Genomic DNA, 15,619 nt, shown 5'->3' on the forward strand with positions numbered 1-15,619 from the left:
ATTTTATTCTCTTTTTTCTCTTGACTCAAGGAATCTTGCTCTAAAACCAACATTTTCTTACATTGATTGACACTCCAGTACGCTTTCCCTAAAATTAAACTGTTATCATAACAAGAGTATAGTTACAAGGGAGAGAACACCAATGAGCTCTGTTCAAAACCAAAACATAAAAGCTTCCTTGAATGAACGCGAAGGTTTCCAAGTATGGTGGCGGTTGTTACGTCCACATACACTGACGGCTGCCTTTGTCCCTGTTTTTGTCGGGACAATGCTTGCGGCTATGGAACAAACGATCAATTTCTGGTTATTTGCCGCGATGTTGCTCGCTTCCATCCTCATTCAAGCAGCTACCAATATGTTTAATGAGTATTATGATTACAAACGAGGCCTAGATAATGAAAATTCAGTCGGTATCGGAGGGACGATTGTCCGTGACGGGATCAACCCTAAGACCGTCCTTTATTTAGCCTATCTATTCTTCGTATTGGCAGGATTATTAGGTGTCTACATTTGCGTCGCTTCGAGCTGGTGGATTGCTGTCATCGGGTTGGTTTCCATGCTATTTGGCTATCTTTACACAGGCGGTCCATTGCCGATCGCGTATACGCCTTTCGGTGAAGTCACAGCTGGTTTTTTCATGGGCACCATCATCATTGGGATCAGTTATTTCATCCAAACCCTTTCGATTACAGCTGAAGTGATCATTGTTTCCATTCCTGTGGCCATCTTTGTCGGTACTATTTTGCTAGCCAACAATATCAGGGACCGTGTCGGGGATGCCGAAAACGGAAGGAAAACGCTGGCTATTCTTTTCGGTCACAAAGGATCCATCGTTTTTATAAGTTCACTTTTCGCAACAGCCTTTATCTGGACAGGCGTATTGATCATCGTAGGCCTATTACCTATATGGTCGTGCATTACCTTCATTAGTGTGATAAAAGCAAAGAAAGCCATTCAGGGATTTATAGGAAAAACGCAGCCTCTGGAAATGATGCCTGCCATGAAAGCTACGGCACAGACGAACACCATTTATGGTTTTCTTCTAGGTCTATCCTTACTATTACACCTTAACTTCCCTCTTTTCTAAGAAAGAGAACCAGAAAAAACACATCAGGCGAAACAAAAAGGATGGTCCCCGCCATCCTTTTTATTTTTCCTAAAGCTCCTTTTTCTTTAAGACTCCGTTTCGAGCCAGCCGGGGTTCGTTGCCTTATTAGGGCTCAGGGCTGGTTTGTATTCGACAATCCTGCCAAATGGTTGAGTAAGTGAGTTATGATTTAAGTATATAACATGAAGGTTTGACCATTTTTACAATGGGAATAATACAAAAAGGACGGGATGAATATGAACAACTCTATGATGAAGAATACATTGATGGAAGCACTAGGGATGGAAGTGATAACGGCAGAAGCGACAAAGGTAAAAATACGCATGCCTGTCGATCACCGCACTCATCAGCCCATGGGGTTTCTCCATGGCGGAGCAAGTGTGGCACTAGCCGAGAGCGCTGCGAGCATTGGGGCGTTTTTGAACATTGACCCTGATCATCAACAGGTTTTTGGTATTGAGATCAATGCCAATCATATAAAAAGTGCCCGGACTGGCCATGTAGAAGGAACAGCAACTCCAGCTCATATTGGTAAAAATACAATGGTTTGGGAAATACAAATTGTAAATGAGTCGAAAGAGTTGTTGTGCTTATCACGGTGCACCGTAGGAGTCGTTCCATTAAAAAAATAACCGGACGGTATAGTTGAAAGGAGTAACTTTTAGTATGTTAAATGATAAACAACAGCAAAAATTCAAGGACCGCCTACTAGAAATGAAGGACGAAGCCGAAGCACAAATGGAAGAATACAAAGAAGATCAAGCTAAAGAAGATTACGAAAACGACAGAACTGGTGAAATATCAAGCGTAGCTGATCACCCTGGTGATCAGGGGACGGATCAATTCGAGAGAGCGAAAGAACAGACCTTCTATGAGCAGGCACGGGAAAAATTAATGGAAGTAGAAGATGCTCTCCAGCGTATGGAAGAGGGACGATATGGCCTGAGTGAAAAATCAGGCGAGCCGATACCCATTGAGCGTTTGGAAGCGATGCCGACGGCACGGTATAAAGTGGAAGAAATCGAAAACGAAAGAAATAATTAAAAGAAAAGCGAGGGGAAGGTTCCCCTCGCTTTTTTATGCGGCTGACTGTCGCACACTTTTTTGTTCGATCCAGTCTTTCATTTTAACGAATAACATAATGAATAAGGATCCAGCAATCGCTCCTTTAATCACATTAAAAGGAAGGATCCCCGCTACGATCGTCATCCATTTCACATCTGCACTCATTGTCTCCCACCCCATAAACCAGCTATAAGCAGGAAGAATAAGGAAGTAATTAAGCACACTCATCGTCAATGCCATAAAGACGGAACCAAAAACCAAACCTAGAATAAGGGATTTCACCGTCTTTCCTTTGCGATAGATCATGGCAACTGGAACAATAAAGAGTACGCCGGCAAAGAAATTCGCAGCGACCCCGATAGGATCAGAAACGCCGGTAAAAATCATATATAGACCATTTTTCAATGCTTCCACTACAATACCTGCGAGCGGCGAAAATAAAATTGCAGCTAGAAGTGCTGGAATATCACTAACATCCACTTTTAAATATGGAGGTAAAAAAGGAAGCGGAAATTTCAAAAACATTAACACCATAGATATGGTACCCAGTAACGCTAAAATGACTAACTTTTGCAGTTTTGACGATTGCCCTGTGTAAGAGTTCATCATCGATCTCCTCCTTCATCTTTTTCATCGATTCACATCCCAGATGAAGGTAAACGGTCTATCGTGACACATAAAAATAACCCTGTAGCAATTGGGCTAAGGGTAGTCGTGTCCATAAGAAACTAAAGGTAGAGAATTATTCTACCTGATCCGTTTGACATCTTCTCCCATCCAGACTGTAACTGTCGGTCCTGGACTTTCACCAGGTCCACCGTATGGTTGAATCATACGGGTCACGGACTTGAAGAATCGACGTTCTTCTTACCGTCGGTCGGGAATTGCACCCTGCCCCGAAGATGGAATCGATATGTTGTTGTAGATTTATTTTATACAAAACGCTGTGATATCGCAAGTTTAATATTTTGTGACTATTTTTTCTGTTCTTTTCATAGATTTGCGCATCATTTGATATTAAATGATAATTTGTAATCCATTTCCCGTCCCTGAAACCCCGTGCATAAAAGAAGGAAAATACTATAAAGGTATTTTCCTCAATGCCCCCAAATCAGGGAACTTTTATGAAGTTTATGCCGATGGAGACTGCATTTTATCTGTAGCATCGATAAACAGACGGAGAGTTGAAGAAACTGTGGATACATCGACGAGACCATCTTCACTATCTTTCACTTTATCGAGCTGCATAAGAATGTATTCATCATACCCATGCAACTGCAGCTGTCCTGCGCAAATCTTCCCTTTCAACGTCATAATTTGTTGATGCAGTACTTCCCGATCCATGCAGATCACTCCTTAATATAGAAGATTATATCTGCTATTCTTTCCAATTATGCTTTAAATAAACAAAACACCGAGGAGCCCTCGGTGTTTAAAGGATTATTCATCTAGCGGATTCAGACTTTCGTTTCCTGTCATATTCTTAATCATTTCAACCATTAAGCAGATCTCTTCTTCGATGTCCTGAACGCTTACGGTTTCTACAGGAGAATGCATATAACGGAGCGGCAGGGAAACGAGACTGACTGGAACTCCTTTTCCGGTAAGTCTCATCTTATCGGCATCTGTCCCAGTCATTCTAGGTGTCAGCTCATACTGCACATCCATTTCCAGAGCTTTCGCTGTCTCCTCCAGAAGCTTGTTAATCTTCCGGTTGATTGGAGCACCTTTTGCTAGTACAGGCCCTCCGTCTAAGCGGACGTCCCCATGTTTATTTTTGTTGACCCCGGGATAATCGGTAGCAAACGTCACATCGCAGGCAATGGCCATCGTTGGTTCAATACCGGCCGCAGCGAAATATGCTCCTCCCATGTTGGTTTCCTCATTGACAGTGCTTGCCGCATAGACCCCGACTTGAATGTCCTCCTTAGAAAGCCTCCTCAATACTTCTCCTACGATAAATTGTCCGGTGCGATTATCCAAACCGCGTCCAGCTATGTATCGATCCATCAACAGTTCCGGGTCTCTTTTATAAACAGCGAGATCTCCAATTTGGACAAATTGTTCCATCTCTTCTTTTGATTTCGCACCACAGTCAATAAAAAGATCGTCTAAACCAAAATCACCTTTCAACCCACCATGGTGTTGAGCGTTCACTCCAATGACTCCAGTCAATTCTTTTGCATAGCCAAGAATGTGAACCTTCATTCCTACGGCAGCTTTCGGGTTGATGCCCCCCATTTTGTCAAAGTGAAGATACCCTTGGTCATCAATACGGTTGATGACCAGCGCAATTTCATCACAGTGACCGGCTAATAAGATTTTGAATTCTGCTTCAGGATTCAATACAGCGATGGCATTTCCCGCATGATCGGTTTTGATTTCGTCAGCAAACGGACGCACCTCTTTGATCCACCTTTTTTGGATCGCCATTTCCATGCTGGATGGAGAAGGTGTGTTTAGCAATTCCATTAAGTAGTCCAATCGTTCTTTATCCATAATCATCCCCCTTTTCTTTTATCATACCAAAAAAGGGGAATACCATTATAATTAGACGCTTATTTTGACCCTAATGAGGGAACATGATCTTGTACGGAGTTTTTAGAGGAGGAATTAGAATGAATTTAGAAGACTGGTTTAACAAAGGAATGACAGCACAGACCTACGTCGATCACATGCAAACACACCAGAAAGACTTCATTTATATATATGAAAACTTCCCGGTCCCCGTTGAAGATGAGCCCGTATTTGAAAAAGTACAAAATAAGAAATTACGTGCGATTGTCCTTACAGAGGATTGGTGCGGCGATGCGATGCTAAACCTTCCGATTTTCTTAAAAATGGCAGAGCATGGGCATATCCCGGTCCATTTCCTTCGGAGGGACGAGAATCTAGAATTGATGGATCAATACTTGACGAACGGACAATCAAGATCCATCCCTAAAATTATTTTCATAGACACCAAAGGGAATGAAGTGGGAACTTGGGGCCCAAGAGCTCCTGAAATCCAAGCATTTATTGATGATTCAATGGCCAATCTTCCTAATCATAATGATGAAGATTTCAACGAAAAACGAAGAGAAATGCTTACGTTTATTACAAAAGCCTACCGAGATAATCGAGACTTCTGGGCTTGTGTCTATAAAGACTTGAAAGAAAAAATTTCATAACTTCATTTTCAAAAGGATTTCCTTAAATAAAGGAAGTCCTTTTTATGTTTGAAGCGAGACCATAACAGCCATACTGAGGATAAAAAAGGGGCGTATGGCATGCAATCCTTAATCCGCCTATACTTCCAAATGCCGCTGTTTTTGCGGTTATTGACGACTGTACTTTTTACCATGTCATTATTCGGGTTGATTATCCATATCATTGAGCCGCAAAACTTCCCTACTTTTTTTGATGGTCTCTGGTGGGCATTTGTGACAGGGGCTACCGTTGGTTATGGTGATTATGTCCCTTTAAGTGCAACAGGGAAAATCATCGCAATCCTTCTTATTCTATCAGGTGGGGGCCTTGTTACTTTCTATATGGCGACCCTTTCAGCATCTACTGTCAAACATGAAACCGACTTATCAGAAGGAAAAGTTCCCTACAAAGGGAGCGACCACTTAATCCTTGTGGGTTGGAATGAACGGACACGTCATTTGCTGGACATGTTGGAAGAGCAAAATCTACAAGAAAGAATCGTCCTGATCGACCGGACGATGAACCAATTTTATCAGCGGTTAGCCAGTGTACACTTCATTAATGGTAGTGCCACGAATGAAGAAACGCTAGAACAAGCCAATGTAAGTGAAGCAAGGATGGCGATCATAACCGCTGATCCATCCATGGAAGAAGAACAATCTGATCAGACGGTCATTCATCAGATTGTCTCGTTGAAAGGACACCATCCAGGGTTATTCATCATCGCGGAAGTACTTACCGAAAAGCAAAAAATTAATGCAGAGCGTGCAGGGGCTAATACCATCATTCGCTCTAATGATTTTATGAGCAGTCTTTTCTATCAGGAGCTCTACCGCAACGATCCTGTCAAACCATTTGAACTTCTTCTTAATTTGTTGACAGAACGACAATTTCATGAAGAAACCATTAGTGGAGATCTCGTTGGAAAACCTATGCTCAAAGCTTTCGAACATTTCCTGAAAGAACATTATCAGATCATCGGCATAAAAAAAGGCGAAGATCTATCCTTCGACCTTCACCCTGATATTGTTTTAGAAGAAGGGGATGTGCTTGTCGTGTTTTCACCCCTTCGAAAGTAATACTTGTTCCACTTGTGCAAGCAACTCTCTGCCCTTGTTTATATGTTCTTCTGGAAAAGATGCGTCTTTATCTACCGGCTCTTGGAACTGATCAAAAATCGCACGGAAGTTCCCTTCTTTGACGTTATCATCGAGGCCTGGATTGTATTTATGTGAGAGCAGAAACGGTTCTTTCATTTCGATCATCGCATAGTCACCGGGTGCATCTAAAGAACCTGAGGTTACGACAAACGGGAGACGAATAAATTGATACCCTACATGATCGTCAATTTTGTAATCAAAATATCCATGCTCATAATCCCAGTTATCGGAAAGCTTAAACCCGAGCGCCTTCAGTTCACTCTCCACATCGTTATATGTGTAAACTTGCCCTGTAATTGGTGAAGATAATGGAATCACTGTCATCACTCCTTTATTCCTTACTATGCCCAAACAAAAAAAGCTCAGGTCATCCATTTTCTGGAGGACCTGAGCTTTTCTTTTTATTTCAAGCGTTTTTCAAGTTCTTCTTTTTCTTTTTCAAATCCTGGCTTACCAAGTAGCGCAAACATGTTGACTTTATATGCTTCTACTCCTGGCTGGTCGAACGGATTCACACCCAATAGATACCCACTGATGGCACAAGCTTTCTCAAAGAAGTACACGAGATATCCAAATGTGTACGCATCGCGTTTTGGCAGGTGCAAAATCACGTTCGGCACATCACCATCTGTGTGGGCAAGCATTGTTCCAAGGTAAGCTTTTTCATTTACCTCGTCCACTGTGCCACCTGCAAGATAGTTCAGCCCGTCCAGGTTCTGGCTATCCTCTTCGATCGTAATGTCTGAAGAAGGAGTTTCGACGTTCAAGACCGTTTCAAATAAGTCCCGGCGCCCTTCCTGTACATACTGTCCAAGAGAGTGCAGATCCGTAGAGAAGTTTGCAGAAGCAGGGAAAATTCCTTTTTGGTCTTTTCCTTCACTCTCGCCAAACAGCTGCTTCCACCACTCAGCAAAATATTGAAGGGATGGCTCATAGTTCACGAGCATTTCGATTGTCTTCCCTTTGTTGTAAAGGACGTTTCTAACGGCCGCATACTGATACGCAGGGTTTTCAGAAAGTTTATCCGTGCTCAATTCGCTTTGCGCCGCCTGAGCCCCTTTCATCATTTCATCAATATCAATACCGCTTGCAGCAATTGGAAGAAGTCCAACCGCAGTTAAAACGGAGTAACGACCTCCGACATCATCCGGTACAACGAAGGATTCATAGCCTTGTTCACTAGCTAGTGTCTTAAGGGCCCCTTTTTCTTTATCTGTCGTTGCATAGATTCGTTTACGCGCCTCTTCTACTCCATATTTCTCTTCAAGGAATTTACGGAAGATGCGGAATGCAATCGCCGGTTCTGTCGTCGTTCCACTCTTGGAGATGACATTGATGGAAACATCTTTGTTCTTAAGTACATCAAAAAGTTCATTCATGTATGGTGCACTGATGCTGTTACCAACGAAGAACACTTGTGGTGTGTTTCTGTCTTCAGAAGACAGCTCATTGTAAAAACTGTGATTCAACATTTCAAGCGCAGCACGTGCCCCTAAGTATGATCCACCGATTCCGATGACTAACAAAACATCCGAGTCTGACTTGATCTTTTCAGCGGATTTTTTGATACGCGCGAATTCCTCTTTATCGTAATCTTCAGGTAAATCCAACCATCCTAAAAAGTCATTTCCTGCTCCTGTTTTTTCGTGCAGGGATTGATGGGCAAGGGATACAGCTCCTTGCATATATTCTAGTTCGTGCTCACCAAAGAAAGGCAAAGCTTTTTCGTAATCAAAACGAACATGTGTCATTGATGACCCTCCAAATCGTCATTTTTTGCTTGACCAATTTCACTTTATCGAAACCTTACCTTCAAATCAAGCAATCGTAAAATTGTAAACGGATACATACAAAACTTTCATTCATCTGTAAAAATAATGGAAGATCTCTTATCCAAGAATAACCAACCAGCACAACAAATTCTCCCTTTACTCGAAGACTCAGTTCGAGATACACGGGGTTCGTTGCATGAATTGAGCGTCAGGGGTGGCTGGGAACCTACTCGTCCAGCTCCATTGCCCACAGGAGTCTCGCAGCTCCCCCCATTCGATGTATGCGAGAAACGAACCCCTTTACCAAGTTGGATTGTCTCCCGCTATCCCCATTGTTAAAAGCATAAAACGATCTGTATCAAGCTTTCAGAGTTTAAATACCTAGGCATGGAAGTTTTAATCTTATGCTCCAATTAAACGGAATAGCTGTTTATTCTAGAAGTGGTTTCGAGACTCTAATATAGCAAAGGGGCGGAGGGGAATGGCGAGACTCCTAACTTAAGTGTTCAGGCGCCGGAACCGGATATCAAAGAGGAAAAGAGTGCTAGGTGAGACCCCGCAAGGCGTCAGCCTGAGGAGGCTCAAGAGAATAGAGGAAGTTCGATTAAGTTCGGCACATCCTGTGCCAACATCGAACGACCCCACTTCGTGTGAGGCCCCGCGGAAAGCGAGCTATTCCCCATAGCCTCCAAGTAACAATAAAAGTCTCGAAACTGAGTCTTCAACAATCCTGCCATTTAGTTGAATAAATGGATAAAAAAATCGGAGGGGAAGCCCTCCGATTTTCGCATATTTACTTGGACATCTCCAAGATTCTCTGAACGTCTTCTTCATGCAGTTGATTGAAGTTTCCGAATGGTCCTCGTTTCATTGCACGGTCGACGATGATATCGAATTTGTCGTCACCAATATCGTAATCAGCCAATGTTTCAGGAGCTCCGATTGAACTCCAGAAAGAACGTAGGGCTTTTATGCCCTCTTCAGCGACTTCTTTATCACCTTTCCCTTCAGGGTTGACACCAAAGACTTTCGTAGCCAAACGAGCAAATCGTTGTACGTTGACCTCTAAGTTGTGTTTCATCCAGTTCGGGAATAAAATCGCAAGTCCGCCCGCATGTGGGATGTCATAGACAGCAGATACTGCATGTTCGATATTGTGGCTTGCCCAATCGCCTCGATATCCCATTTGAAGCATCCCATTGAGTGCAACGGTCCCTGCATACAAAATGGTTTCTCTATGCTCAAGTGACTCCAGATTGTCAAGCAGTTTAGGGGCAGTTTCAATGACAGCTCTTAAAACACCTTCTACCATCTCATCCTGTACAGGAGACTGTGTTGGGTTATGGAAATATTGTTCAAACAAATGTGTCATCATATCAACAATTCCATAGATCGTTTGGTCTTTCGGAACACTTGCTGTGTAAGCAGGATCAAGAATAGAGAAAGTCGGGTTCGTTAGAGGGGCTGCTCCCCATCCATACTTCTCATTCGTTTCCCAATTGGTTATAACAGCACCTGCATTCATTTCAGATCCTGTAGCTGCCAGGGTCAGTACGGTTCCGAATGGGAGAGCTGATTCAGGTTTCGCTTTTCTTGTAACGAGATCCCATGGAGCTCCATCGTAATTCGCTCCAGCCGCAATCGTCTTGGTACAGTCAATGACACTGCCCCCGCCTACAGCAAGAAGGAAATCAATATTTTCTTCTTTACAAATCTGAACTCCTTTTTCCACCGTGGTCAGTTTTGGATTGGGTTCTACTCCAGAAAGTTCCTGGACTTCCACACCGGCTTCGTTCAACTGACTCATCACTTGGTCATAAACACCATTCTTCTTTATACTCCCTCCGCCATACACAACAAGCACTTTTTTAGTGCCGGCCGGTAATTGGGAAGGTAATTGACTAATTTGGTCTTTACCAAAAATTAATTTCGTCGGATTATGAAACGTAAAAGCATCCATAATGAAATTCCCCTTTCTAAACTGAGCGTACGATGATATTATCCCCGAATTCCAAGGTATTCTCAAAAGATATGCAATTCGTATAAAATTTTTTCCTGCGTTTAAGCTAATAAAGAAAAACAAAAAGGAGGTGTTTTGAATGAATTGGTTGAATCGTGTGGCACTTCTTCTAGTCATTGTTGGAGCTATCAACTGGGGGTTGATTGGTTTATTTCAATACGATCTTGTCGCTGGGCTTTTCGGAGGTGGTGAACAAGGAGCATGGCTGGCACGGGTAATCTATACACTTGTCGGTATTAGCGGACTTATCGTCATATCTCTTTATTTCTCACCGGTAGCCGAACATGAGGAGTCCCCGGAAGCTGATCCGGTGGAATAAAAAACCTAAACGGCATCCCCATAAAAAAAGGACCTGTTCTATGGAACAGGTCCTTTTCATATCTTTCTTATTTACGGAATTTCTCACGGTCGTCGGATTGTTTGATCCAATCTTCAAGCTTGTCTTTCAGCGTGTTGAAACCAGCTGTAGACTCTTCTTGTTTAGGTGCTGCTTGCTTACGAGGACGACGAGTTGCTGCTTTTGGAGCTTCTTGAGTCGCACGGATAGAAAGAGAGTATTTATTGCTCTTTTCATCAATGTTCAAAATTTTAACTTGTACTTCGTCACCTTCGGACAGGTGCTCGTTGATGTCCTTCACGTAGCCGTGAGTAACTTCTGAAATGTGTACAAGACCTTGTACCTGCTCATCTAGAGCAACAAACGCACCGTATGGCTGAATTCCTGTAACTTTACCTTCTAAAACTTGACCTTCTTGAAACTTATCTGACATGCTATACAACTCCTGATTTAATTATTATTCGCTTCTTTTCACGCAATAAATGATTTTACCATAAAAGCGATCATTTAGCAAAGTAAACTTAAACTTCTCAAAAGGTTTGAAATTTCCTATCCAATAAAGTGGTATAATATAGGAAAGAACAGAGGAGGTATGTTTATGTCCACTGGTAACAATATCCGCAAATACCGCGAGTTGAAGAACTTCTCTAAGGAAGATCTGGCAATGAAAGCAAGAATAGGGGTTCATACTCTGGAAAGTTATGAAACTGACGAACGTACACCTGAATTAGATACCATCCTTAAGATTTCAACCGTCCTTGATATCCCTGCCTCTGAATTGTTAGAGAACCATGAGGAAAACTCATCGGAAATTGATGAAGAATTGCAAAACCTGATACAGGAAATCGGCGTGAAACGTTCGAAACTTCTACTTAAAAAAGCCCGTGACTTCTCAGAACAGGACGTCCTTCGCGCAATGAATCTCCTCTATGATTTAAATCAACAAAAAAATTAATAAAATAGGTTTATAATCTATGAAAGATGGTTATATTAAATAACGTAAGACTTTCTCGTATTCCCCCTGTGTAAGCAGAGCGAACGTTCGCTTTGCTTTTTTTTTTGCCTTTTATTAAATACATACCTAGAACATCCACGTTTTTCCCTTAAAGGTATCCTCATTACTCTCCCGCACCTACCATGAACCATTTGCTATTCATGGACTCCTTGCACCCAAACAACATATTTTCATTCAACTGACTGATTCGGGTAAGATAGATAATAAAATGGAGTATTGGAGGAAAACGTTATGGAACGTTTTGAAGAAGTCGTTTCAAGAAAAGGAACACGGTCCGTCAAATGGGATATGGCGGAGGATCTCTACCAGGATAAGGAAGTACTGCCGATGTGGGTTGCTGATATGGACTTCAAGACTCCATCAGCTGTAACGGATGCCATTAAAAAAAGAGCCGAACACGGAATTTTCGGATACACGATTCCGGATGACAAAGTCAAAGCTAGCATCACTCATTGGCTCGAAAACCGCCATCAATGGAAAATAGATCCAGAGTGGATCACGTATAGCCCAGGGGTTATCCCTTCGTTGCATATGATCATTCAATCGCTCACGGAAATTGGTGACCATATCATTATTCAAACTCCTGTCTATCCTCCCTTTTACAGTGTCATTAAAGATCACGGGAGGCATGTAGTGCAGAATCCACTTCAATTGAAAGAAGAACAATACGAAATTGATTTTGCTGATTTTGAAAAGAAAATCAAAGATCATAACGTGTCCATGTTCATCCTTTGCAACCCTCATAATCCTGTCGGCCGCGTTTGGAAAAAAGATGAACTGCAAAAGATGATGGACATTTGCTTAAAGCACAATGTCAAAGTGGTAGCAGATGAGATTCACGCAGATTTGATCTACCATGGAAATACACATATTCCTGCTGCGAGCTTGTCAGAAGAAGCTTCCAAGCAAACCATCACCTGCTTATCACCAACAAAGACGTTCAACTTAGCAGGGCTTCAGGCTTCGTACGTCGTCATTCCTGAGGAATCAGCCAAGAAAAAAATCGACCGTTACTTTAAAAACCAAGGCATGTTGATGTTGAATACATTAGGCCTGACAGCGATGGAAGCGGCCTATGACCATGGTGAAGAATGGTTGAATCAATTAATGGATGTTTTGGAAACTCATCGCGATTATGTCACGGATCGTTTTCATAACGAGACATCTTCCATCCGCGTTTTTCCAGCAGAAGGGACTTATCTTCTTTGGTTGGACTGTAGAGAACTGAAGATGGACCAAGCAGAATTGAAGCGATTCATGCAAAAAGAAGCAAAAGTAGGATTGAATGATGGGGCTTCTTTCGGTGAGGAAGGGGCAGGATTCATGCGCCTGAACATAGCCGCGCCGAAATCAATCATTGAAGACGGTGTCAGCCGTATCATCACTGCTGTGAAGAAAAGAGAACAATAAAAAAGTCTCCCTGTGGGAGACTTTTTTATTTACTTTCCTGCTTCTTATCAGGCTCTGTAGGATCGCTCGTTTCGTCTTCATCCGCTTTTAGCGTAATTTCACCACAAGCGATACGATCTCCTGAATCACCTGCCGGCTGCGTCATTCCATCATCCTGACCACTATGCAACACGATCGATGTTCCCTCATCTCTAAGTAAAGATTTCTGTCCTTCTTTCAGCTTGGCTTCCGGCAGCATTAATTTAGTGTCCACCATACCACTTTGGTCTGCTTCCACATTCGGCATGTCACCAACGTGAGCGCCCTTCGGATTCATCAAACCATGATCCTTAGAAAGGGGGTTGAAGTGATTACCCGCACTTTTGAAGTCAGGGGCTTCACATTTCGGAAACTCATGGATATGCACAGCATGCATGCCTGGTTCAAGGCCCTCTACTTTTAATTGGACTTCTACCCCTTCCGGCTGCTCTGTCAGTGTTGCCGTGCCTATTTTATCGTTGTCAGCATTATAGATCGACGTTTTCAAAGGAGAACGTTCTTCCCCCGAACAGCCAGCAAGAATGAACACAAATACAATTGAAAAACCGATTAAGACTCTCATATAAATCCTCCGTTCCATGAAATACTCCATGGATAGTATCTCCATCGACTTATAAAAATATAACAAAAGCCACGTCAGGCTCAGGCCCTAACGTGGCTTTTCATTCTCTTTATTTGCATGTTCATCTAACCTGTAGGCTTGGTCAACTTTCTGCTCTTCTTTTTGGGAAATTTTTATGAACCAAATCATTGTGACTGCGGCAAATACGATAAAAAGCATCAACATAACGATCGCAGGAATATACTCTGATTTATCTTGAGGAAAATAAAGAAATTCCATCATAGGGCAACACATCCTTCTAACTAGAAGTATATCAAAAATTCACCACTTCATTGAAGAGCTTCACGATATCTTCACAATTTCAATTTTTGTTACAATGGATGGAGAAAATGAGAGGAGTGGGTATATGTCAGAGTTTCCAAACGGTTCAATCGTAAAAGCACATTATAAAACGGGTATTTATATCGGAGAAGTCATCGAAGACCGTAATCGTTTTTACCTTGTGAAAGTGCTGGCTGTTGAAAAACACCCGATGCAAGGGGACCTTCACAACCCGGGTAAAACCGAAGAGGTCTTTTTCCATCAGCGGAAAGCTTTAAGCTACAACGAAAAAGCCAATGTCCAAAAAGAAGCCGTAAAGCCTTTTGAAGGGGAGATTCCTTCCTACGAAGAGTCTTTAAAAGAAGCAGTGGATGCTCTTAAGTCAAAGCTCGAAAGAAGAGAAACAGAATTCAATAAGAGCGCGAAAAATCAGCTGGATGATTTGGAGAAGCAGTACTTCGGGTAAATCAAAGGAATGACAGCGCTTTTTTTCGTATTTGTTTTCTAATCAAGGGTATGGTAATTTTATATAGTCAAAAGTAATGGAGGAGGTCATATCCATGACAACACATATTGGAGCGAAACCTGGAGACATTGCAGACAAGATCCTTCTTCCTGGTGATCCGCTACGAGCGAAATACATTGCAGAAAACTTTTTAGAAGACGCGACATGCTATAACGAAGTACGAGGCATGTACGGTTATACAGGTACTTATAAAGGTGAAAGAATTTCCGTCCAAGGAACAGGCATGGGCGTGCCATCCATCTCTATCTATATCAATGAATTGATGGAAAGTTACGGTGTTCAAAAACTGATCCGGGTCGGCTCTTGTGGGGCATTGCAAAGCGACGTTAAAGTTCGTGATGTCATCCTAGCTTCTACTTCCACAACAGATTCACAGATGAACCGTATGGTCTTCGGCGGTATTGACTTTGCACCAACCGCTGATTTCAACCTCTTGAAAAATGCGTATGATGCGGGAACAGAAAAAGGTTTGAAGCTAAAAGTCGGAAATGTATTTACCAGCGACAGCTTCTACCGTGATCAAGCTATGGACCTTTTCAATCTGCTTGCTAAGTACAATGTACTTGCAGTAGAAATGGAAACAACAGCTCTTTACACGCTGGCAGCGAAATACAATCGTCAGGCTTTATCGGTATTGACGGTAAGTGACCATATCCTTACAGGTGAAGAAACAACCGCGGAAGAACGCCAAACGACATTCAATGAAATGATCGAAGTCGCTCTAGAAGCAGCGATTCAAGATTAATGAACAAGCACCCCTACGAATGTAGTGGGTGCTTTCATTTTGGTGTAATTTCATCTATATCGTTTACATTGACAACATAGATTCGGTCGCCAATGCTGATAAAAACGTTCTCTCCCCAGACTCTTTCCATCTTGCCGAAATATTGACCATCCGCTGTATGAACAAACAGGAAAGTCCCTAGATTCTTTTTTATCATTTTTAGGATGGCACGCCTGCGTGACGAGGGACGGATTTTCCGCCACAACGATGTCAGTTGGAACATCTCCCAGCCTCCCCGCTCAACTCTCTTTCTATATGTTATACGTCTTCGATCGGGGGGGTGCGAGGTCAAGACCTATAAAAACGTAAAA

20 protein-coding genes and 1 riboswitch are annotated in these 15,619 nt (G+C 42.4%); of the genes, 10 read left to right on the plus strand and 10 right to left on the minus strand.

The window, feature by feature from the left end; translation table 11 throughout:
• Positions 1-142: 142 nt before the first annotated feature.
• The 3 genes from K2225_RS06580 (at position 143) to K2225_RS06590 (ending at position 2,152) form a co-directional block, all read left to right on the plus strand.
• Entirely contained in the window at positions 143-1,087 is a 945-nt protein-coding gene (locus K2225_RS06580) for a 1,4-dihydroxy-2-naphthoate polyprenyltransferase (RefSeq protein WP_220584050.1), read from the plus strand.
• Between the two features lie 257 nt (positions 1,088-1,344).
• A complete protein-coding gene (locus tag K2225_RS06585; protein WP_220584051.1) occupies positions 1,345-1,740 on the plus strand; it encodes a hotdog fold thioesterase in 396 nt (131 codons plus the stop codon).
• Positions 1,741-1,774: 34 nt separating this feature from the next.
• Positions 1,775-2,152, plus strand: a complete 378-nt coding sequence (locus K2225_RS06590; RefSeq protein WP_220584052.1) for a TraR/DksA C4-type zinc finger protein — start codon at positions 1,775-1,777, stop codon at positions 2,150-2,152.
• Between the two features lie 33 nt (positions 2,153-2,185).
• Here the strand turns inward: K2225_RS06590 and K2225_RS06595 are convergent, their stop codons facing one another.
• The 3 genes from K2225_RS06595 to K2225_RS06605 form a co-directional block, all read right to left on the minus strand.
• On the minus strand, positions 2,186-2,779 hold the full coding sequence (locus K2225_RS06595; protein WP_220584879.1) for an ECF transporter S component: 594 nt from the start codon (positions 2,777-2,779) through the stop codon (positions 2,186-2,188).
• A 155-nt stretch (positions 2,780-2,934) separates the two neighbouring features.
• Positions 2,935-3,081: riboswitch (FMN riboswitch) on the minus strand.
• Positions 3,082-3,304: 223 nt separating this feature from the next.
• A complete protein-coding gene (locus K2225_RS06600; RefSeq protein WP_220584053.1) occupies positions 3,305-3,517 on the minus strand; it encodes a hypothetical protein in 213 nt (70 codons plus the stop codon).
• A 96-nt stretch (positions 3,518-3,613) separates the two neighbouring features.
• Positions 3,614-4,672, minus strand: a complete 1,059-nt coding sequence (locus K2225_RS06605) for a M20/M25/M40 family metallo-hydrolase (RefSeq protein ID WP_220584054.1) — start codon at positions 4,670-4,672, stop codon at positions 3,614-3,616.
• A 119-nt stretch (positions 4,673-4,791) separates the two neighbouring features.
• Between K2225_RS06605 and K2225_RS06610 the strand changes: the two genes are divergently transcribed.
• Both K2225_RS06610 and K2225_RS06615 read left to right on the plus strand, forming a co-directional pair.
• A complete protein-coding gene (locus tag K2225_RS06610) occupies positions 4,792-5,343 on the plus strand; it encodes a thioredoxin family protein (RefSeq protein WP_220584055.1) in 552 nt (183 codons plus the stop codon).
• A gap of 99 nt (positions 5,344-5,442) precedes the next feature.
• Positions 5,443-6,441 carry a potassium channel family protein gene (locus K2225_RS06615; protein WP_220584056.1) on the plus strand — a complete coding sequence of 333 codons (999 nt, stop codon included), beginning with the start codon at positions 5,443-5,445 and terminating at the stop codon, positions 6,439-6,441.
• Here K2225_RS06615 and K2225_RS06620 read toward each other — a convergent pair.
• The 3 genes from K2225_RS06620 to K2225_RS06630 form a co-directional block, all read right to left on the minus strand.
• On the minus strand, positions 6,424-6,840 hold the full coding sequence (locus K2225_RS06620) for a YugN-like family protein (RefSeq protein WP_181898550.1): 417 nt from the start codon (positions 6,838-6,840) through the stop codon (positions 6,424-6,426). The two genes, K2225_RS06615 and K2225_RS06620, sit on opposite strands and share 18 nt — an antisense overlap.
• 83 nt (positions 6,841-6,923) lie before the next feature.
• Positions 6,924-8,273: a glucose-6-phosphate isomerase gene (locus K2225_RS06625; RefSeq protein WP_220584057.1), complete on the minus strand. Its 1,350-nt coding sequence runs from the start codon at positions 8,271-8,273 to the stop codon at positions 6,924-6,926.
• Positions 8,274-9,087: 814 nt separating this feature from the next.
• Positions 9,088-10,254, minus strand: coding sequence for an iron-containing alcohol dehydrogenase (locus K2225_RS06630; RefSeq protein WP_220584058.1), 1,167 nt, complete (start codon positions 10,252-10,254; stop codon positions 9,088-9,090).
• Positions 10,255-10,393: 139 nt separating this feature from the next.
• Between K2225_RS06630 and K2225_RS06635 the strand changes: the two genes are divergently transcribed.
• A complete protein-coding gene (locus K2225_RS06635; protein WP_146816652.1) occupies positions 10,394-10,633 on the plus strand; it encodes a DUF378 domain-containing protein in 240 nt (79 codons plus the stop codon).
• Between the two features lie 67 nt (positions 10,634-10,700).
• Here K2225_RS06635 and yugI read toward each other — a convergent pair whose 3' ends face one another.
• Complete coding sequence (gene yugI, locus K2225_RS06640) at positions 10,701-11,084, minus strand: S1 domain-containing post-transcriptional regulator GSP13 (protein WP_146816654.1); 384 nt, start codon at positions 11,082-11,084, stop codon at positions 10,701-10,703.
• A 165-nt stretch (positions 11,085-11,249) separates the two neighbouring features.
• On the opposite strand from yugI, the gene K2225_RS06645 reads away from it, so the two are divergent.
• Together K2225_RS06645 and K2225_RS06650 are read left to right on the plus strand one after the other, a co-directional pair.
• Positions 11,250-11,606 carry a helix-turn-helix domain-containing protein gene (locus K2225_RS06645; protein ID WP_146816656.1) on the plus strand — a complete coding sequence of 119 codons (357 nt, stop codon included), beginning with the start codon at positions 11,250-11,252 and terminating at the stop codon, positions 11,604-11,606.
• Between the two features lie 291 nt (positions 11,607-11,897).
• Positions 11,898-13,076, plus strand: a complete 1,179-nt coding sequence (locus K2225_RS06650; RefSeq protein ID WP_220584059.1) for a MalY/PatB family protein — start codon at positions 11,898-11,900, stop codon at positions 13,074-13,076.
• A gap of 25 nt (positions 13,077-13,101) precedes the next feature.
• Here K2225_RS06650 and K2225_RS06655 read toward each other — a convergent pair whose 3' ends face one another.
• Positions 13,102-13,677 (minus strand): superoxide dismutase family protein, encoded by a 576-nt coding sequence (locus tag K2225_RS06655; RefSeq protein WP_220584880.1) that lies wholly within the window; start codon positions 13,675-13,677, stop codon positions 13,102-13,104.
• 87 nt (positions 13,678-13,764) lie between these two features.
• Positions 13,765-13,959: a hypothetical protein gene (locus K2225_RS06660; protein WP_146816660.1), complete on the minus strand. Its 195-nt coding sequence runs from the start codon at positions 13,957-13,959 to the stop codon at positions 13,765-13,767.
• Between the two features lie 124 nt (positions 13,960-14,083).
• On the opposite strand from K2225_RS06660, the gene kapB reads away from it, so the two are divergent.
• Positions 14,084-14,464 (plus strand): kinase-associated lipoprotein KapB, encoded by a 381-nt coding sequence (gene kapB, locus K2225_RS06665; RefSeq protein WP_220584060.1) that lies wholly within the window; start codon positions 14,084-14,086, stop codon positions 14,462-14,464.
• 94 nt (positions 14,465-14,558) lie between these two features.
• Positions 14,559-15,269, plus strand: coding sequence for a purine-nucleoside phosphorylase (gene deoD / locus K2225_RS06670; protein WP_089654133.1), 711 nt, complete (start codon positions 14,559-14,561; stop codon positions 15,267-15,269).
• Positions 15,270-15,303: 34 nt separating this feature from the next.
• Here the strand turns inward: deoD and K2225_RS06675 are convergent, their stop codons facing one another.
• A complete protein-coding gene (locus K2225_RS06675; RefSeq protein ID WP_220584061.1) occupies positions 15,304-15,531 on the minus strand; it encodes a hypothetical protein in 228 nt (75 codons plus the stop codon).
• Between the last annotated feature and the right edge of the window lie 88 nt (positions 15,532-15,619).

It is taken from the genome of Halobacillus sp. Nhm2S1, from assembly GCF_019599545.1.
Taxonomy (GTDB): Bacteria; Bacillota; Bacilli; order Bacillales; family Halobacillaceae; genus Halobacillus.